The sequence below is a fragment of the Mycobacterium sp. E2497 genome (assembly GCF_001668695.1).
Lineage (GTDB): Bacteria > Actinomycetota > Actinomycetes > Mycobacteriales > Mycobacteriaceae > Mycobacterium.
Genome location: NZ_LZKD01000124.1, coordinates 1 through 20066, shown reverse-complemented (window position 1 = coordinate 20066; position 20066 = coordinate 1). Strand labels below are relative to the sequence as shown.

Here is a 20066-nt window from a genome sequence, read left to right as displayed (position 1 = left end):
AACATCGAGACGCCGCTCGTTAGTCGCCAAACCCCGGGTTGAACGCCGCCTGCGGTTCACGCCGTATTCACCCACGGGGTGCCACACCGCTTGGACGCCTTCGGTTCCCGCGATCACCGCGGCGCCTTGCGGTATTGTCCGCAGCAAACCGCCGGCACGAGGTGATGAGACGCGGCGAGGCAACCATGACTTCAGCGATCGAGATGCCCGGTGGGGGGCCGGGTGAGCCGCTCGGCTACCTGGTCGTCAACGACGGTGGTTCCGAACGCAGCGTGCCCATTTTCGATCAGCTGTTCATCGGCCGCGAATGCGCGGGGATCAGCGAACCACGCAGGCTGATGATTCGCGATCCGGAGATCTCGCGCACCCATCTCGAGATCCGGTTGGACGCCGCCGCCGACCAGGCTTTCGCCATCGACACCAGCACCAACGGCACGATGGTCAACGGGATGCGCCTGGAGCGCGCGGTGCCACGGCCGATCCGCCCGGGTGACGAGATCCGAATCGGCGACGTGGCCCTGATCTTCCGCTCGCAACGGTTCAACGCCGCCGCTGCCGCCATGCCCCACGGCCTGACACGCACCCGGATCAGCCAAGCCGCCTTGGTGATGGTGGTCGGTGACATCATCAACTACTCGACGATCTCCCAAGTGACGGAGGAGAGCGTCGTCGCCAGGAGCCTGCACACGCTCTGGAACGAGGTGGGCGCTGTGCTGCGCGCCCACCAGGGCACGCTCAACCACTACGCGGGCGATGCGATATTCGCGATCTGGGAGGCGAGCAAATTCGCCGACGCCGCCGAGCGGGCAATAGATTTCGCACTCGCCGCCAACGGGCTCGTCCAGGAACTCGGGCCGGGACTGCCGTTGCGTGGCCCCGACGACTCGCCGATCCGCATGGGGTGGGGGGTGGTGGTGGGCACGGTGGCGCTGGCGGCCATGACACGTTCGGTGGAGGCGGTGATTGGCGATTCGACCAACGTGGCGTTCCGATTGGCCGGGTTGGCGGGCCGCCAGGGCCGGGCCGCGGTGATCGTGACGAGCGGCGTCCGGAGCACGGTGGACGGCCACTTCACCTGGGGCGAAGGCGAAAAGGTGGAGTTGAAGGGCCGGCGTGGGCGGGAAACCGTCTTCCCCGTCATCGCTCGCCGGACCGCGGGAACCACAACCGTTCCCGGCATGGACCTCGCCGGACCCCCCACCGCCGAGGGGGACGGTCACACGACCGCGGAAACGCCCGTGCAAACCGACTGAGCCGCCACGCCGTGCGGCCCCACGGGGCCGATCGAGGAATCGGTGGCGGGCCGGCGTGACAGGCGTTACCGCACATCATGATTCGCCGCCCTGGGACACCGCGCGCCGCGCGGGCCGAGCCGGCCATACCGCCTGGTGACCGACGCGATCGCATGCCGAACGGTGATGCTGTACTTTTCGTGCGATGAGATGGGTGGGCCGCACGAGCGCCCCCCGAGGGTGTTGTGAGTCGATGGGAGTCACTCGATGACCGGCGCGCAGGGGTCGCGGGTGGGGACGATGTTCGGCCCCTACCACCTCAAGCGACTCCTCGGCCGCGGCGGAATGGGCGAGGTGTACGAAGCCGAGCACACCGTCAAGCAGTGGACGGTGGCGCTCAAGCTGATGTCGCACACGTTCAGCCAGGACCCGGTTTTCCGCAAGCGGATGGAGCGCGAGGCCCGCATCACCGGCCGGTTGTTGGAACCGCACGTGGTCCCCATCCACGATTACGGCGAGATCGACGGGCAACTGTATCTGGAGATGCGGCTCATCGAGGGCGTCGACCTGGGCAGCCTGCTCGAACGGCACGGACCGCTCCCCGCCCCGCGAGCCGTGGCCATCGTGCGCCAGGTCGCGTCGGCCCTCGATGCCGCCCACGCGGCCGGGGTGATGCACCGCGACGTCAAACCGCAGAACATCCTCATCACCGGCGAGGACTTCGCCTATCTCGTCGACTTCGGCATCGCCAGCGCGAAAACCGACGAGAAGCTCACCCAGCTGGGCACCGCCGTGGGAACGTTGAAATACATGGCGCCGGAACGGTTTTCAAGCGACGAGGTGACCCCTCGCGCCGACGTCTACGCGCTGGCCTGCGTGCTCTACGAGTGCCTGACCGCGACGCCGCCGTATCCCGCCGAGAGCACGGGCGTGTTGGTCGCCGGGCACATGATGCAGCCCATCCCGAAACCCAGCGAGCAGGGATCCGGGGTGAGCCCGGCCTTCGACGCGGTGATCGCCGGCGGCATGGCCAAGGATCCGATCGAACGCTATCCCACCGCCGGGGCCCTGGCCGATGCCGCACACAAGGCGCTCAGCAGCCCCGAACGCGAGCGCGCCGACACGATCCTGCGGCGCGGTGAAACCGCCGGTGCGCCGCCCACCAGCTTCCACACCGAGACGTCGGCGGACCCGCCGCTGCCACAGGCGCCGGCGCCGCCATCGGCCGCCGCCGCGCCGCGCAAGCGCAACCGTTGGCCGATCGTGGCGGCCGGGGCGGTGGCCGTCCTGGCGGCCTGCGCCGTCGGTGGCTGGCTGCTGCTGCAACCCGGCGGACAGCGGCACGCCAAGTCGACGGTCGCGAAAACCCCGCCGCCGTCCAGCGCCGCCCCCAACGACGACCAGGCGCGGCTGATGAGCCTGCTGCCGCCCGGCTACCTCGCGGGAACGTGCGTGCCCGCGACCCCGGAGTCGGGCAGCATCTGGGTGCACGCGGTGGCTATGGTGACGTGCGGGCCGAACACCCAACCCGGCGGCCCCAGCCACGCCACCTACGGGTTGTTCCCCACGCCCGACCGGCTCAAGAGGGCCTTCACCGACGACATCGGCAACGTCAGCCTGGTGAACTGCCCCGGCGAGGGACGCTCACCGATCAGCTGGCACTACGACCAGACGCCCAACGACACGGCCGGCCTGATCGCCTGCGGCACCTACAACAACCACCCGAACGTCATCTGGACCAACGACGAGAAGCTCATGCTCAGCGACGTCTCCGGCGACCCGGCCACCGTCGAGGACCTGCATACGTGGTGGGACGCGTACGGCTGACCCTCACAGGATGTAGAGCATCTCCTGGTAGGTCGGCAACGGCCACAAGTCGTCGGCCACAACGCCTTCCAGCGCATCGGCGGCGGCGCGCACCGCTTCCATCGCCGGCAGCAGCGCCTCCTGCGCGTGGGTGGCCTCCTCGAGCGCCGAGGACGCCGAGTGGTCCGACAGCGCCGAGCGCAGCGTCGCCAGCGCGGCGGTGAGGTCGGACAGCGGGGCCGAAACCGCTTCCAGCGCCGCCGTGTTGGGGTCCACCCCGGCGGCCTTCAGCGTCGCCACGTTCTGGGCCAGCTCGGTCTGGTAGCGCAGGGCCGCCGGCAGGATCACGGTCGTCCCGATCTCGAGGGCCAGCTTCGCCTCGACCCCGATGGTCAGCGCGTACTGCTCCAGCCGCACCTCGTAGCGGCTGTGCAGCTCGCGTTCGTTGAAAACGCCGTACTTCTCGAAGACTTCGATCGATTCGGGCTTGATGAGTTCGGGGATGGCGTCCAGCGTGGTCTTCAGGTTGGGCAGGCCGCGCTCGGCCGCCTCGATCTGCCAGTTCTCCGAATACCCGTCCCCGTTGAACACCACCGCGCCGTGATCGGTGATGATCTCGGTGAGCAGCTTCTGCACCGCCGCGTCGAAGTCCTCGCCGCTTTCGACGGCCTTCTCCAAAATCGTTGCGATGTAGTCGAACGAGTCGGCCATGATGGTGTTCAGGACGATCATCGGGACGGCGACCGTCTGCCCCGAACCGGGCGCCCGGAACTCGAATCGGTTGCCGGTGAACGCGAACGGGCTGGTCCGGTTGCGATCACCCGGATCGGTCGGCAGCGGCGGCAGGGTGTCGACGCCGATGATCATTGTGCCCTTGCCCTTCGACGACGTCGCCGCGCCCTTGGCGATCTGCTCGAACACGTCGGCCAGCTGCTCACCGAGGAAGATCGAGATGATCGCCGGCGGCGCCTCGTTGGCGCCCAGCCGGTGATCGTTGGTGGCCGACGCGACCGAGACGCGCAGCAGCCCGGCGAACTTGTGCACCGCGCGGATCACCGCCGCGCAGAACACCAGGAACTGGGCGTTCTCGTGCGGGGTGTCGCCGGGCACCAGCAGCGAACCCAACTCCGCATTGCCCACCGAGAAGTTGACGTGCTTGCCCGAGCCGTTGACACCGGCGAACGGCTTCTCGTGGAACAGGCACTCCATGCCGTGCTTCTTGGCCAGCGTCTTGAACACGGTCATCAGCAGCTGCTGGTGGTCCGAGGCGATGTTGGCCCGCTCGAACATCGGCGCCACCTCGAACTGGCCGGGGGCGACCTCGTTGTGCCGGGTCTTGGCCGGGATGCCGAGCTTGAACAGCTCCCGCTCGGTGTCCATCATGAAGCCGAGCACCCGCTCGGGCACCGAGCCGAAGTAATGGTCGTCGAATTCCTGGCCCTTGGGCGGCTTGGCGCCGAACACGGTGCGCCCCGCGTTGATCAGGTCCGGCCGTGCCAGGAAGAAGTGGCGGTCGACGAGGAAGTACTCCTGCTCCGGCCCGCAGAAGGACACCACCTTGTTCAGGTCCTGGTGACCGAACAGCTTCAGGATGCGCTCGGCGTGGACACCCATGGCCTGCTGGCTGCGCAGCAGCGGTGTCTTGTAGTCGAGCGCCTCGCCGGTCATCGACACGAAAACCGTTGGGATGCATAGCGTATTGCCGTTCGGGTTCTCCAGCACGTAGGCGGGGCTGGTCACGTCCCAACCGGTGTAGCCGCGCGCCTCGAAGGTGCTGCGCAGCCCGCCCGAGGGAAAGCTGGAGGCGTCGGGCTCGCCCTGGATCAGGGTCTTGCCGGCGAATTCGGCGAGCGTCTGCCCGTCGGAGACGGGTTCGAGGAAGCTGTCGTGCTTTTCGGCGGTCAGCCCGGTCATCGGATAGAAGACGTGCGCGTAGTGGGTGGCGCCCTTCTCCAACGCCCAATCCTTCATGGCGACCGCGACGGCATCGGCGACAGCCGGGTCGAGCTTGGCGCCCTTGTCGATGGTCGCCACGACCGACTTGTACACCGCCTTGGGCAGCCGCGCCTGCATCTCGGCCTTCGTGAAGACGTTGGAGCCGAAGATCTCGCCCGGCAGTTCACCCGGGACGAAGCTGATGGCAGGAGGGACGTATGCCTCGACGTTGTTGATCGCCTGCAGGCGGACTGCGTTGCCGCTCAATGGAATTCCTATCGCTCAAGGGGGCCCACCGCTTGTCCTCGACGGACGGGTGGACCGGCTCACTTTAGGAACTCTCGATGGCGAATTTGTTACACCCGCGTCACCGGTATCGCCGCGATGGTTTCAAACAGAAGACGCCCCGTGGTCGCGCTCGTGGTGGTCGGCGTCCTCGACCGTCAGCGGCAACGCCAGCTCTTCGAGCGGGCGCCGTTCGGCCGCGATGCCCAGCCGCAATTCGACCAGACCCGCGATCGCCATGACCGCCGCGCCCGTCACAAACGACCACACCACCTGGCCGCGCTCCCCGGAATTGATCAGCTGCCCGAACAGCAACGGGCCGGTGATGCCGCCGATCGCAGTGCCCACCGCGTAGAAGAACGCGATCGCCAGCGCCCTGGTCTCCATCGGGAAGATCTCGCTGACCGTCAGGTAGGCCGCGCTGGCGCCCGCCGAGGCCAGGAAGAACGCGACCGCGAGGACGCCCATGAACGCCCAGACGCCGCCGAGCTGGGTCACGAACAGGATCGCGAGCACGACCGCGACCACCGCGGAGCCGAGGTAGGTGGCGGTGATCATCGGCTTGCGCCCGATGCTGTCGAACAGGTGCCCGAGCGCCAGCGGCCCGACGAAGTTGCTCAGGGCCCAAAGGATGAAGAACAGTGGCACCTTCCCCGACGGCACCCCGTAGAACCCGCTCAACAGCGTGCCGAGGTTGAACGTCACACCGTTGTAGAGGAAGGCCTGCCCGGTGAACAGCGCCAGCCCGAGGATCGCGCGCCGTGGATAGAGCTTGAACGCCACCCGGGCGATCTCGCGGAACGAGATCGCCTCGCGCTGGCGGATCTTCAGCTTGCGGCCCTGCGGCTCGGGCAGCGGCTCGCCAGTTTCCTGCCGCACCGCCTCCTCGATCTCGCCGACGACCCGTTCGGCCTCTTCGTCGCGACCGTGGATGAACAACCAGCGCGGGCTCTCCGGGACGTTGCGCCGCACGAGCAGCACGAAGATGCCGAAGATGGCGCCGACGCCGAACGCGAGCCGCCAGCCGATGTTGGGCGCGAAGTGCGACGTGTCGAGCAACACGAGCGCACCGGCCGCGCCCGCGGCGGAGCCCAGCCAGTACGTGCCGTTGATGATCAGGTCGACGCGGCCGCGCAGGCGGGCGGGGATCAGCTCGTCGATGGCCGAGTTGATCGCGGCGTATTCGCCGCCGATGCCGGCGCCGGTGAAGAACCGCGCGACGAAGAAATACCAGGGGGCGAAAGCGAAGGCGGTCGCGACGGTGGCCACCAGGTACACCGCCAGGGTCAGCATGAACAGGTTGCGCCGGCCGAACCGGTCCGTCAGGTGCCCGAAGAACAGCGCGCCCAGACAGGCGCCCGCGATGTAGAACGCGGCCGCGAGGCCGATCTGCGCGGCGTTCAAGTCGATGCCGCTGCCCTTTTCGGTCAGGCGGGCGGACACGTTGCCCACCATCGTGACCTCGAGCCCGTCCAGGATCCACACCCCGCCCAGCCCGATCACGACGCGCCAGTGGAATCGCGACCAGGGCAGCCTGTCCAGCCGCGCCGGCACGTGCGTGGTGATGGTCCCGGTTTGCACGCTTCCGCTCATCTGGCTCCTCTCTGAGTGATCTTCAGAATTACCCAAGCGAAGCAGATGGCAAGCCTCAGCCGCGGTCGGCGCGCGACTCCTCGGGTGTCCAGGCCGCCGGCTGACCCGGGTGGCCGGGGAACAGGAAGTCGATGAAAGCCGCGGCCGTGGGCTGCGGTTCGTGGTTCGCCAGCCCCGGCCGTTCGTTGGCTTCGATGAAGGCGTACTCGGCGCCGGTGACGTCGGGCACCAGCAGGTCGATGCCCGTCACGGGAATACCGATTGCCTCGGCCGCCGTCACCGCGACGCGGCACAGTTCGGGATTCACCACGGCGGTGACGTCGTGGATGGTGCCGCCCTGGTGCAGGTTGGCGGTGCGGCGCACGCGAAGGCGGCTGCCCTGGGGCAGCACGTCGTCCAGCGCCCAGCCCGCCTCGGCGACCGTCGCCTCGGTGAGGTCGTCGAGCGGGATGCGGGACTCGCCGCCGGTGGCCGCGGAGCGCCGCCGGCTTTCGGCCGCGATCAGGTCCCGGATGCTGTGCTCCCCCGTCCCGATGATCTCCGGTGGCATCCGCAGCGCGGCGGCGACCACCCGGCCGTCGATCACCACCAGCCGAAGGTCGTCGCCCTGCACCCGCTGCTCTATCAGCACGTCCGGGTATTGCTCACGCGCGCGGGCCAGGGCGTCGGCGAGGTCTTGCGGACCGTTCTCGGCGGTCACGCCGACGGTGATGCCCTTCCCCTGTTCGCCGCGGGTCGGTTTGACGACCACCTCGCCGACCTCGGTGAGGAAGTTGTAGTCGCCTTCGTCGAACGTGGCCAGGCGGGCGCGCGGCACCGTGATGCCCGCCTCGGAGACGAGGCGGCGCGTCCGGCGCTTGTCGTCGCAGCGGCACATGGCGACCGCCGAGGTGTACTCGGACAGCGATTCGCGGGTCACCACGCTGCGGCCGCCGTGGGTGAGTCGCATCTCGCCGGTCTCGGCGTCGAGCACCTCGACCCAGATGCCGCGGCGCAGCGCCTCGTCGGCGATGATCCGCGCGTAGGGGTTGAGGTCGTCGATCGTCTCAGGCGGCGGGCTGAACAGCGGTTCGTTGATCGCGTTCTTGCGCTTGATCGCCAGCACCGGGACGCGGCGGAAGCCGAGCTTCTCGTACAGGCCGATGGCGGCGACGTTGTCGTGCGCGACCGACAGGTCCATGTAGGCGCGGCCCGCGTTGCGGAAGCGCTCGGCCAGCGCCCGGGTGAGGGCCGCGCCGATCCCGGGCAGCCCGGCCGCGGGGTCGACGGCCAGGGTCCACAGGCTCGACCCCTGCTCGGGATCGGAGAACAGCAACTCGTGGTCGACGCCGGTGACGGTGCCCACCACGGCGCCGTCCGCGTCCCGCACCGCCAGCAGATAAGTCACGGCCGGCACGTTCAGGTGGTTGTTCCAGATGACGTCGACACCGGCGGGCACCATGCCGCAGCGCACGTAGACCCGGTTCATCGCGTCGGCGTCGACCGGGTCGTTCAGTGTCCGCACGGTGATGCCCAACGGCGGCGCCGACAGGTCTTCCGGCGCGGTGTCGGCGAAACGCAGGCGATAGGTGTGACTGGGGTCGATGAAGAGCTCCGTCGGCGCCTCGGCCACCACCACGTGGGATTCGCGGGCGTAGATACAGATGTCGCGGCGCCCGGGGCCCTCCCGGCGCAGCGCCTCCACCAGCTGCTGGGAGTCAGCGAACGTCTGGCCGAAGATGAGCCGGCCCCAGCCCAACTCGAGCTCGACATCCTTGGCCATCGCCTCCACCAGCTCCGGCGGCGAGGCGTCGTGCAGGCCCATCGTGATCGCCTCGGTGTGGTCGCCGGGGGGATCGGCCACGGTCATGCCACCGGACCCGTGATGCCATGCCGTTGCAGCCAGAGTTCGAGCAGGGCGATCTGCCACAGTTCGTTGCCGCGCAGCGGGGTCAGCTTACTGTTGGGGTCGGCCAGCAGGGCGTCGACGGCCTCGGTACGGAACAGGCCGCGCTCCTTGGCCACCGGCGCATACAGCGCGTCGCGCACCATGTCGAGGTAGGGCCCCTCCAGGTGGGTCAGCGCCGGGACCGGGAAGTAACCCTTGGGCCGGTCGATGACCGCCGAGGGAATCACCCGCCGCGCGGCCTGTTTGAGGACGCCCTTGCCCTCGTGCGCGATCTTCAGCTGCGGGGGGCAGGTCGCCGCCAGCTCGACGAGCTCGTGGTCGAGGAACGGCACCCTGCCCTCCAGACCCCAGGCCATGGTCATGTTGTCGACCCGCTTCACCGGGTCGTCCACCAGCATCACGGTGGTGTCGAGCCGCAGCGCGCGATCGACGCCGGTCTCGGCACCGGCGCGCGCGAAGTGCTCGGTGACGAAGCGCTCGCTGGGGTCGCCCGGGGCCATGATGCCCGGCCCCAGCAGGCCCGCCAGCTCCGCCGGGTCGCGGTCGAAGAAGGCGCCGCGATACTCGGCGACCGCCCCTTCCAGCGACGCCGCGGCCGGTGAGCCCATCGGCGGGTACCAGTGGTAGCCGGCGAACACCTCGTCGGCCCCCTGGCCCGACTGCACGACCTTGACGTGGCGGGCCACTTCCTGACTGAGCAGATAGAAGGCGACGCAGTCGTGGCTGACCATCGGCTCGCTCATCGCGCCGATCGCGCCGTCGAGCGCGGGCAGCATCCGGTCGGTTCCGATGCGGATCTGATGGTGGTCGGTTTCGAAGCGCTTCGCGATGATGTCCGACCATTGGAACTCGTCGCCCTCGACGCCACCGGCCGCCTCGAAGCCGATGGAGAACGTCATCAGGCCGTGCTGGCCCGCCTCGGCGAGGAGGCCGACGATCAGGCTGGAGTCGACCCCGCCGGACAACAGGCAGCCGACCGGCACGTCGGCGACCAGCCGGCGCTTGACGGCGACGCGGAGCGCGTCGAGCACCGCCTCTTCCCAGTCGGTTTCCGACCAGCCGGCGCGGTCGTCGTGCCGGGTGAAGTCCGGGGTCCAGTACGTGGTGGTGGTGCGCCGGCCGTCGGGCTCGATGGCGATCAGCGACGCCGGCGGCACCTTGCGGACCCCCCGCAGGATGGTCAGCGGCGCGGGCACCACCGAGTGGAACGTCATGTAGTGGTGCAGCGCGATGGGGTCGATGCGGGTGTCCACGCCGCCGCCCGCCAACAGCGCCGGCAGGGCCGAGGCGAACCGGATCCGGTGGGCGTCCTCCGTCAGGTAGAGCGGCTTGATCCCCAGCCGGTCGCGACCGAGCAGCACCCGGCCGCTGTCGCGCTCGACGATGGCAAACGCGAACATGCCGTGCAGGTGGCTGACGAAGTCGTCGCCCCACCGGTGGTAGGCCTTGAGCAGGACCTCGGTGTCACTGTGCGAGAAGAACCGGTAGCCGTGCCCGGTGAGTTCGCTGCGCAGCTCCTTGTAGTTGTAAACGCAGCCGTTGAAGGCGATGGACAGACCCAGCTCCGAGTCGACCATCGGCTGGGCGCCGGCCTCGCTGAGGTCGATGATTTTGAGGCGACGATGTCCGAGCGCGACACGGCCCTGTGACCAGGCACCGGACGCGTCCGGGCCCCTTGGGGTCATCACGGCGGCCATTGCCGACACCGCTGCTACATCGGGGACCCGCCCGTCGAGCCGTACCTCCCCGGTGACTCCGCACACTCCTTGGACCATACCGAAGGCGGTCGCGGCGCGCCCGTACGGCCACTGTGAAATGGATCGGCGGCGTCCGCCCGGGATTTGCCACCCGCGGGATCGGATTTGGGGCGCGGTGAGCCCCGCGACGGTTAAATCTTGGTTGCGGTGTGTTCTCGCCGTCGGAACGCTCCCGGGCCGGTCGCGACGTCCGCCCCCGCGGGTTCCGCCCGTGGGCCGGCCCCCGGACCGCTGCCTCCTGATGAAACCGACTGCCGTGCAACAGGTTCCGATCTCCATCCTGAGGCGGCCGTCCGGCGCACCCGGCCTTGAACCGCCAACCGACCCCGCGGTGCGAGACGAATTGTGTGAGCTGCGCGGTTAGCTCCGGCGAGAAACACGCCTCGGTTCTGGTTAACGTTCAGCCACCACTGGCAACCACGGCCCGGCCGCAGATTGAGGAAGACCTTGACACGAAAGAATGCGCATCGCGGGACTTGGCCAGCGCTCGGCGCGGTCGCCCTCGCATCCGCCGCGGTGCTTTTCGCCGCGCCGGCGTCCGCCGATCCGAACGACGATTCGTTCATCGCGGAGATTCAGCGACACGGAGTCGTCGTCACCGACCGGGGCGCCGCGATCGCCGCCGGACACAACATGTGCGCCGGACTCGACAAGGGCAGGACGCCGAGCTCGCTGGTGATGGGCGTCGCCAGGGCCACGGATCTGTCGGCCCACGAGGCCGCCTTCCTGCTCGGCGCCTCGGTGGCGTCCTATTGCCCCCAGCACAAGGCCAGCGTCGGCGCGTCGTCCTCCTGAGCCACCGCGTCGAATTCGCTAACCGGCGCGCTCCCCGGACACCTTGTCCTCCCGCGACGCCGCCGCGCGCTGAGCATCCTGGGCCAGCTCGAGCCGGCGCTCGGCGAGCACCAGCAAACGCCTGAGCCGCTGTCCGTACAGACCCACCGACTCGCTGGTCAACATGTCGTCATGCCCGCACTCGACCGAGTACATGAGGATCTCGCCGGACACGTGCGGCCGCCAGGACCGCGACAGGAAGGCGCTGCGGTCGCCCCCGTCCTGCGCGGCGGAGAAGACGGTGATGTCCCCGGTGAACACGCCGGGCCGGTGAGCTCGGTAGCGTTCGACGTTCTTGCGGAGGTTGTCGGCGAGGAGGTCGAACAGCCGCCCGGATCGGGAGGCCTCCGGCAGCTGGCCCGCACCGAGGGCCTCTTCCGGCGGGGCCGCCCCGTCGTCCATGGTGGGTTGGGCGTCGAGCAGGATCAGCCGGGCGACCACGCACCCGCGCCGCTGCAGCTCGACCGCCACTGCGTGTGCGACGACCCCGCCGAACGACCAGCCGAGCAGGTTGTAGGGCCCGGACGGGTAGGCCTCCTGCAGCCTGTCGGCGTAGACCTCCGCCATCTCCCGGATCGACCGCGGTTCGCGTTCGGCGCCCGCACGCACCTGTTGGATCCCGATGATCGAGCAGTCCAGGTAGGTGCCGAGCACCTGGTACGGCCAGCTCACACCGCCCGCGGGGTGAATGCAGAACACCGGGATGCCCGCGCCCCGCTTGAGGGTCTGCACCGGAACGACGTCCTGGCCGGACGAGGTGTCCGTGGCCAGTCGCCGGCTCAGGCTTCGCACCGAGGGCGCGTCGAACAGGGTGCGCACCGCGAGGTCGACCGACAGGTCGGCGTTGATGGTGGCGATCAACCGCATCGCGGAGATGCTGTCGCCGCCCAGGTCGAAGAAGGAGTCGTCGACGCCCACCCGCTCGACGCCGAGCACCCGGGCGAAGACGCCGGTCAGGATCTCCTCGGTGGCGTTCGACGGGGCCCGGTACGCGCCGCCGGTGTATTCCGGTGCCGGCAGTGCGCGGGTGTCGAGTTTGCCGTTCGGTGTCAGCGGCAGCGCGTCGAGCCCCAGCACGGCGCTGGGCACCATGTAGACCGGTAGGCGTCCGGCCAGCGTGGTGCGCGCCTCGGCGGGGTCGGCGGTCCCGGTGATGTAGCCGACCAGCCGCTTGTCGCCGGGGCGGTCCTCGCGGGCGATCACCACCGCCTGGTCGACGCCGTCCAGCCGGACCAGCGCGGCCTGGACCTCACCCAGTTCGATGCGGTAGCCGCGGATCTTGACCTGCTCGTCGGCGCGGCCCACGTAGACCAGCTGCCCGTCGGCGCCCCATCGCACCAGGTCACCGGTGCGATACATCCGTGTGCCGGGTTCGCCGAACGGGCAGGCCACGAACCGCGACCCGGTCAGCCCGGGCCGCCCGAGGTAGCCGGTGGCCACCCCGGTGCCCGCCGCGTACAACTCGCCGACCACCCCGGGCGGCACCGGCCGCAACCAGGCGTCGAGCACGAACAACCCGGCGCCGGCCACCGGCGAGCCGATCGGTGGCGCCCCCGACCCCGCGTTGAGCGGGGCGCTGATCGCCACGCACATCGTGGTCTCGGTGGGGCCGTAGGCGTTGACCATCACCCGGCCCGGCGCCCAGCGATCGACCACTTCGGCGGGGCAGGCCTCCCCCGCCATCACCAGTGCCACGCCCTCGAGGCCGGCCGGGTCCAGCATCGCCACCGCCGACGGGGTCTGGGTCAACACGCTGACCCCTTCATCGACCAGCAGGGCGCCGAAGTCCCGCGGTGAGCGCACCACCGCCTCGGGCACCACCACGACGCGCCCGCCGCGCAGCAGCGGGGCGAAGATCTCCCACACCGACACGTCGAAGGCATACGAGTGGCATTGGGTCCAGACACCGGGGGCGGGCAGGCCGGCGTCGAGCGAGCCGATCAGCCGGGTCACGTTCTGATGGGTGACCGCCACGCCCTTGGGCACGCCGGTGGTGCCCGACGTGTAGATGAGGTAGGCGACACCGTCCGCCGCCGGCACCGGCAACGCGGTGTCCGGGCAGCCGCCGATTCGCGGGTCTTCGATGTCGATGACCCGGACGTCGCACCCGTCCAGCCGCGACCGCAATCCCCCGGTGGTGACCGCGGCGACCGGCACGGCATCCCCGACCATGAAGCCGATGCGGGAGACCGGGGCGGCCGGGTCGACCGGCAGGTACGCCGCTCCCGTCTTGAGCACCGCGAGGATGGCCACGATCGCCTGCGCCGAACGCGAAAACAGCAGCGCCACAGACTGCCCGGGGCCGGCGCCCTCCGCGGCCAGCAGATGGGCCAATCGGTTCGCCGCCTCGTCCAACTCCCGGTAGGTCATGGACACGTCGGTCCAGCTGATCGCCACCGCGTCCGGGCGGTGCGCGACCTGCGCGGCGAACAGGTCCACGATCGACGCCGGCGCCGGCTCCGGCCGGGTCAGCGCCGCCCGATTGCCGATCGCGTCCAGCCGGGCGTGTTCGGGCCCGTCGAGCAGGTCGACCGAGGAGAGCCGCCGGGCCGGGTCGGTGGTCATCGCCACCAGCACCCGCTCCAGCCGGTCGGTCAGCGCCCCGATGGTGCGCCGGTCGAACACGTCCGCGTCGTATTCCACGCGGAGGCCGAGCCGGTCGCCGGACAGGGCGGCTTGCATCGTCAGCGGGTAGTGGTTGCGCTCGAAGACGTCGAAGTCGGTGATGGACAGCTCGTGGTTGACCGCCATCGCGGACGTTTCCAGCGGGTAGTTCTCGTAGGCGAACAGCGTGTCGAACAGCTTCTCGTGGCCGGTCAGCCGGTGGATTTCGCTGAGCGACAGGTGCTCGTGCTCGAGGGTGTCGGTGTGCGCGCCCTGAAGCTGGTCCAGCAGGTCCGCCGTGGTTGTTGCCGGGGTGATGTGCGCGCGCACCGGGATCGTGTTGATCAGCAGGCCCACCATCGACTCGGCCCCGGCCACCTCGGCCGGCCGGCCCGAGACCGTGGTGCCGAACGCGACGTCGTGATTGCCCGTCAGCCAGATCAGCAGCTGCGCCCACGCGGCTTGCAGCACGGTGCTGACCGTGGTCTGGCGGGAGCGGGCCAGCTCGGCGATCGCCCGGGTGGTGTCGGCCGAGACCGCGAACGTCTCGAGGCCCCGGGCGCCGGGCTCCAGGTGGTGCGGTGGCGCGACGAGCGTCGGGGTGTCGAAGCCGGCGAGCACCTCGCCCCACGCGGACCGCGCGGCGTCCAGGTCGCGTTCGGCCAGCCACGTGACGAATCCGCGATACGGCGGCGGCGGGGCCAACCGCTGCCCGGTGAGGCTGGCGAAGGTCTCGTTCACCAGGATCGGCACCGACCAGCCGTCCAGCACGATGTGGTGAATGGTGAGCACCAGCCGGTGCCGGTTGGCCGCGGTGCGGATCATGGCGACCCGGAAGGCGGGTTGATGGGCGACGTCGTAGACCGCGGCGCGTTCGGCGGCGCACAGGTCCCGGAGGCGGTCGTCCTGGCCCTCGCCGTCGCCCCCGCCTTCGGCGAGTTCGACGTACCGCCATGCCATCGCCGGGTTCGCGGGGACGATCTGCACCGGTTCGTCGGGCCGGTCCCAGAACCGGGCGACCAGGTGCGGATGCCGGTTCACCACGGTCTGCACGGCATCGCGCAGCCGGTCACGATCGAGCGGGCCGACGACGCCGATGTCCAGCTGCACCACATACAGGTCGCCGGAATCCTGGCCGCCCCGCGTGGTGGTGGCGTGGAAGAGCAGTCCCTGCTGCAACGGTGTCAGCGGTAGCACGTCGGCGATCGGGGCTTGCCGCTCGAGCTCGTCGATCTGCTGCTGGGTCAACCGGGCCGGCAGAATGTCCGACGGGGTCAGCCCGCCCCCGCCGGATCGCACGAGGGCGCAGATGCCGGTCAGCGCCTCGAACCAGAGCCGGCTCAGCCGGGTCACCTGCGCGCGGTCCAGCACCGACGGAGCCCACGTCCAGTTGGCGTGCAGCTGCGGGCCGTCCTCGGTGTCGGCGGTGCCCGCGTTGAGGTCCACGGTGTGCATCAGCGGCATGGGCACCGCCGTGCTGGTGCCGGTCACCGAGGAGCCGTCCCGGGAGATCCGCCACAACTCGTCGGACAGCTCGGCCGCGGCGCCGCCCAACCGGCCCAGGTAGTTGAAGCCGATCGTCGGGTCGGGGCCATCCAGGCCGGCCTCGGTGTTCAGGTAGCGCAGCAGCCCGTAGGTCAACGGGTCGGGCAGCGCCCGGAGCTGTTCCTTGGCGTCCTTGAGCACCGCGCTCAACGCCGGGTCACCGGAAAGCACACGCTCCCAAGGCAATTCGCCCACCGTCAAGGAGACCGGGTATTTGGTGGTGAACCAGCCGACGGTGCGCGACAGGTCGACTCCGGGCGCGAGTTCCTCGTGGCGGCCGTGGCCCTCGACATCGATGCCGATCGGCGCGACTTGGGCAGGGTCGGGGCCCAGGAACTCCGTCCAGGCCAGGGCGTAGCCGATCAACAGGATGTCGTTGACGCCGGCATGGAACGCCGCTGGCGCCTCCCCGAGCAGCGTGCGGGTGGTCTCCGCGTCGAGCTGCACCGAGAGGTGCTCGGCGGTCTCGTACGTGTCGGTCTCGGGGTGCACGGCCGGCAGCGCGGGCGGGGTGGCCGCAATCCGCCTCCAGGCGTCGGCCCGCTCGACCACCGCCGGGGTGTGCGCGTGCTCGCTGAGCAGGGCGGCCCAGCGGGCGAACGACGTTCCACCCGGCGGCAACGCCACCGGCTGGTCGCCCCGATGCTGCGCCCAAGCGATGTTCAAGTCCTCCAACAGGATTCGCCAGGACACACCGTCGACGGCCAGGTGGTGGATGATCAGCACCAGTTGGCGGGTGGAGGCCGCCCATAGCGCGCTCAGCATCGCTCCTTCGGCCGGGTTCAGCCGCGACCGCGCCTCGAGCACCGCCGCGGCGGACAACACCTCCACGGTGTGCAGGCAGTCGGCGGCGTCCACCGCACCCGGCTCGGGCACCGTCAGCGACCACCCGTCCTCGACACGCAGCCGCAGCATGGCGTGCCGATCCAGCACGGCCTGCAACACCGCCAGCACGTCGGCCTCGTCGGTCCCCGCGGGCGCCTCCACGACCATGGTCTGGTTGAACTGGTCGACCGGGCCCTGCACGCCCTGCAACCACCGGATGATCGGCGTTGCGGGCAGTTCTCCGGTGCCCTCGTCGGTCACGCCGTCGTCGCCGTCGGCCGTTCCGACCACGCGGGCCAGTCGGGCGACGGTCTGCTCGACGAAGATGTCGCGGGTCCGGCACGTCAGGCCGGCGGCGCGGGCCCGCGTCACCACCTGCATCGAGGAGATGCTGTCGCCGCCCAGGTCGAAGAAGGAGTCGTCGACGCCCACCCGCTCGACACCGAGCACCTGGGCGTAGATCCCGGTCAGGATCTCCTCGACGGGATTGCCCGGGGCGCGATAGCGATCGGCGTCGGAGTACTCCGGCGCGGGCAGGGCGCGGACGTCGAGCTTGCCGTTGGCTGTCAGCGGCAGCGCGTCGAGCGCAACCACGGCGGCCGGCACCATGTACGCGGGCAGCCGTTCGGACAGGGCGGTACGGAGCTCGGCCGGGTCCGCCGACCCGGTGACGTAGCCGACCAGGCGCTTCTCGCCGGGCCGGTCCTCACGGGCGACGACGGCCGCCTGACGCACCCCGCGGAGCTCGGCCAGCGCCGCCTGGATCTCGCCGAGTTCGATGCGGTAGCCGCGGATCTTGACCTGGTCATCGGCGCGGCCCAGGTACTGCAGCCGCCCGTCGGCGCCCCAGCAGACCAGGTCGCCGGTGCGATACATCCGTGCCCCCGGCCCGCCGAACGGGCAGGCCACGAACCGCGACGCCGTCAGCGCTGCGCGCCGCCAGTACCCGCGCGCCAGTCCGGCCCCGGCCACGTACAGCTCGCCGACCACCCCGGGCGGCACCGGCCGCAGGGACTCGTCGAGGACGAACAACGCCGCGCCGGCCACCGGGGAGCCGATCGGCACCACCGGGGAACCGGGGTCGAGGGCTGCGCTGATCGCCGCGTACACCGTGGTCTCGGTGGGGCCGTAGGCGTTGATCATCAGGCGGCCGGGCGCCCACCGGTCGACCAGGTCCGTCGGGCAGGCCTCGCCGGCGACGACCAGGGCGGCCGACTCCAAGCCCTGCGGGTCCAACATGGCTGCGGCAGAAGGGGTTTGGCTCAGGACGGTGACGCGCTCCGCGATCAGCAGGGCGTGCAGGTCCTCCGGGGACCGGACCACCGCGTCGGGGACCACCACCAGGCGCCCCCCGCGCAGCAGCGCGCCGAAGATCTCCCAGACCGACACGTCGAAGCCGTAGGAGTGCCACTGCGACCACACCCCGGCGTCCGGCAGGCTGGCGTCCACCGACGCCATCAGCTGCGTCACGTTGCGGTGGCTCACCGCCACGCCCTTGGGCAGTCCGGTCGTCCCCGAGGTGTAGATGAGGTAGGCGATGTCCTCCGCGCTGGGCCCGGGCAGGGCGGTGGCGGGCTGGGCCTCGACGGCGGGATCGTCCACGTCGATGACCGCCACGTCGTGGCCGTCCAGCCGGTGGGCCAGGTCGGCGGTGGTGGCCACCGCCACGGGGGCGGCGTCGGTGAGCATGAAGCCGATGCGGGCCGCCGGGTGGGCGGGGTCGATGGGCAGGTAGGCCGCGCCGGTCTTGAGCACGGCGAGGATCGCCACGATCGCCTCGGCCGAACGCGAAAACATCAGTGCCACAACCTCGCCCGGGCCCGCACCGGTGCCGATCAACGCATGCGCCAACCGGTTCGACGCCTCGTCCAGCTCCCGATACGTCCACGACCACTGACCGCAACCGAGCGCCGGCGTATCCGGCGTGCGCGCCACCTGCGCGGCGAACGCTTCGGGAATCGACATCGGCGCGGTAACTGGTGCGGTCAGCGCCGCCCGGTTGCCGATCTCGTCGAGGCGGGCATGCTCGGCCGCGTCGAGCAGGTCGACCGACGAGACGGAGCGGCCGGGATCCGTGGTCATCGTCGCCAGCACCCGCTGCAACCGTCCGACCAGTGTCTCGATGCTCTCCGCGTCGAACACGTCGGTGCGGAACTCCAGCCGCCCGCCGATTCCGGCGGGCTCGTTGGCCTCGGTCCAGCGCTCGGCCAGCGAGAACGTCAGGTCCATGCGGGCGACCTGAGTGTCCAGCGGCATCGAGCTGACCCGAACGTCGCCCAGCGCCAGTCCGGTCGCGGGGTCGTTGTCCTGCCCACCGAAGTTCTGCCAGGCCAGCATCACCTGGATCAGCGGGTGATGGGTCAGGCTCCGGGTCGGGTTGACCCGCTCCACCAGCACCTCGAACGGAACGTCCTGATGTTCGAAGGCCTCCAGGCTACGGGTGCGCACCCGGTCCAACAGGTCGGCGAAGGTGGGATCGCCGCCTAGCTCTTTCAGGTCGACCCGCAGCACCAGGGTGTTGACGAAGAACCCGACCAAGTCGTCGAGCGCGGGGTCGCGGCGTCCGGCGATCGGGAAGCCCACCGCCACATCGCTGCTCGCGCCGACCTTGGACAGCAGCACCGCCAGCGCCGCCTGCACCACCATGAAGCTGGTCGCATTGTGCTCGCGGGCGACCGCGGTGACCTGCTGCTGCAAGTCGGCGGGCCAGTCGATCGCCACCGTGGCCCCACGCTGGTCGGCGACCTGCGGGTAGGGCCGGTCGGTGGGCAGCTGCAACCGCTCCGGCATGCCGGCCAGGGCTTCTTCCCAATAGGCCAGCTGGGCGGCGATGCGGCTGTCGCTGTCCTTCAGGTCGCCGAACTGCGCGCGCTGCCACAGCGTGTAATCCACGTATTGGACCGGCAATTCGGGCCACTGCGGGGGCTCCCCCACGCAGCGGGCGGCGTACGCGATGCCCAGATCGGCGGCCAGCGGCCGCAACGACCAACCGTCGGCGGCGATGTGATGGACGACAGCCACCAACACATGGTCGTCGCCGGCCACGCGGAAAAGCGAGGCGCGCAACGGGATATCGGTGGCCAGGTCGAACGTCTCGCGGGCCGCGGCCTTGACGGCCTCGTCCAGTCGACTCGCCGACCAGTCAGCCGCGTCGATGAACCGCCAGCCGAAGTCGGCCCGCTCGGCGGGGATGACCACCTGCTGTGGCGTGCCCTCGGGTGCGGCGAACACGGTCCGCAGGCTCTCGTGGCGGGCCACCACGTCGGCCAGCGCCGCCCCGAGCGCCTGCGCGTCGAGCCGACCACGCAGGCGCATGGCGGCGGCCATGTTGTAAACCGGTGACGGGCCCTGCAATTGGTCGAGGAACCACAACCGGCTCTGGGCGAACGACAGCGGAACCACCGCCGGTCTGGGGCCGGCCACCAGCGGCGCGAGGCCTCCCGCGCCCTCGCCGACCCGGGGTGCCAATTGGGCGATGGTGGGCGCTTCGAAGATGGCGCGCACCGAGAGGTACTTGTCGAGGTCGGTGTTGACCGCGGCGATCACGCGCATCGCCGAAATGCTGTCTCCGCCGAGGTCGAAGAACGATTGGTCGATGCCGACCCGCTCGACGCCGAGCACCTGTCCGTAGATGCCGGCCAGGATCTCCTCGGTGGGATTGGTCGGGGCGCGGTAGCCGGAGTTGGTGTATTCGGGTGCGGGCAGGGCGCGGGTGTCGAGTTTGCCGTTGAGGGTGACGGGCAGGGTGTCGAGGGTGACGAG

Annotated in this window: 8 protein-coding genes; 3 read left to right on the top strand and 5 right to left on the bottom strand. The window is 70.1% G+C overall.

Annotated features, from left to right (window positions below):
- The first annotated feature begins 185 nt into the window (after positions 1-185).
- Both A5713_RS09845 and A5713_RS09840 read left to right on the top strand, forming a co-directional pair.
- Entirely contained in the window at positions 186-1253 is a 1068-nt protein-coding gene (locus tag A5713_RS09845) for an adenylate/guanylate cyclase domain-containing protein (RefSeq protein ID WP_231980320.1), read from the top strand.
- A gap of 246 nt (positions 1254-1499) precedes the next feature.
- Positions 1500-3059, top strand: coding sequence for a serine/threonine-protein kinase (locus A5713_RS09840; RefSeq protein ID WP_068095076.1), 1560 nt, complete (start codon positions 1500-1502; stop codon positions 3057-3059).
- 3 nt (positions 3060-3062) lie between these two features.
- Here A5713_RS09840 and A5713_RS09835 read toward each other — a convergent pair whose 3' ends face one another.
- The 4 genes from A5713_RS09835 to A5713_RS09820 form a co-directional block, all read right to left on the bottom strand.
- Complete coding sequence (locus tag A5713_RS09835; protein ID WP_068095073.1) at positions 3063-5240, bottom strand: glutamine synthetase III; 2178 nt, start codon at positions 5238-5240, stop codon at positions 3063-3065.
- Between the two features lie 123 nt (positions 5241-5363).
- Positions 5364-6851, bottom strand: a complete 1488-nt coding sequence (locus A5713_RS09830) for an MFS transporter (protein WP_068095071.1) — start codon at positions 6849-6851, stop codon at positions 5364-5366.
- 55 nt (positions 6852-6906) lie between these two features.
- Positions 6907-8700, bottom strand: coding sequence for an N-acetylglutaminylglutamine synthetase (gene ngg, locus A5713_RS09825; protein WP_067924470.1), 1794 nt, complete (start codon positions 8698-8700; stop codon positions 6907-6909).
- Positions 8697-10502, bottom strand: a complete 1806-nt coding sequence (locus tag A5713_RS09820) for an N-acetylglutaminylglutamine amidotransferase (protein ID WP_068095069.1) — start codon at positions 10500-10502, stop codon at positions 8697-8699. The genes ngg and A5713_RS09820 overlap by 4 nt, the downstream gene beginning before the upstream one ends.
- A gap of 441 nt (positions 10503-10943) precedes the next feature.
- Here A5713_RS09820 and A5713_RS09815 point away from each other — a divergent pair, with 441 nt between their 5' ends.
- Positions 10944-11291 carry a DUF732 domain-containing protein gene (locus tag A5713_RS09815; RefSeq protein ID WP_068095066.1) on the top strand — a complete coding sequence of 116 codons (348 nt, stop codon included), beginning with the start codon at positions 10944-10946 and terminating at the stop codon, positions 11289-11291.
- Positions 11292-11309: 18 nt separating this feature from the next.
- Here A5713_RS09815 and A5713_RS09810 read toward each other — a convergent pair.
- A partial coding sequence (locus A5713_RS09810) for a non-ribosomal peptide synthetase (protein WP_156751826.1) occupies positions 11310-20066 on the bottom strand: 8757 nt, incomplete at its 5' end.

Coding starts and splice junctions, on each gene's coding strand:
- A5713_RS09845 (WP_231980320.1), top strand. CDS start 186: ATGACTTCAGCGATCGAGATGCCCGGTGGGGGGCCGGGTGAGCCGCTC.
- A5713_RS09840 (WP_068095076.1), top strand. CDS start 1,500: ATGACCGGCGCGCAGGGGTCGCGGGTGGGGACGATGTTCGGCCCCTAC.
- A5713_RS09830 (WP_068095071.1), bottom strand. CDS start 6,851: ATGAGCGGAAGCGTGCAAACCGGGACCATCACCACGCACGTGCCGGCG.
- ngg (WP_067924470.1), bottom strand. CDS start 8,700: ATGACCGTGGCCGATCCCCCCGGCGACCACACCGAGGCGATCACGATG.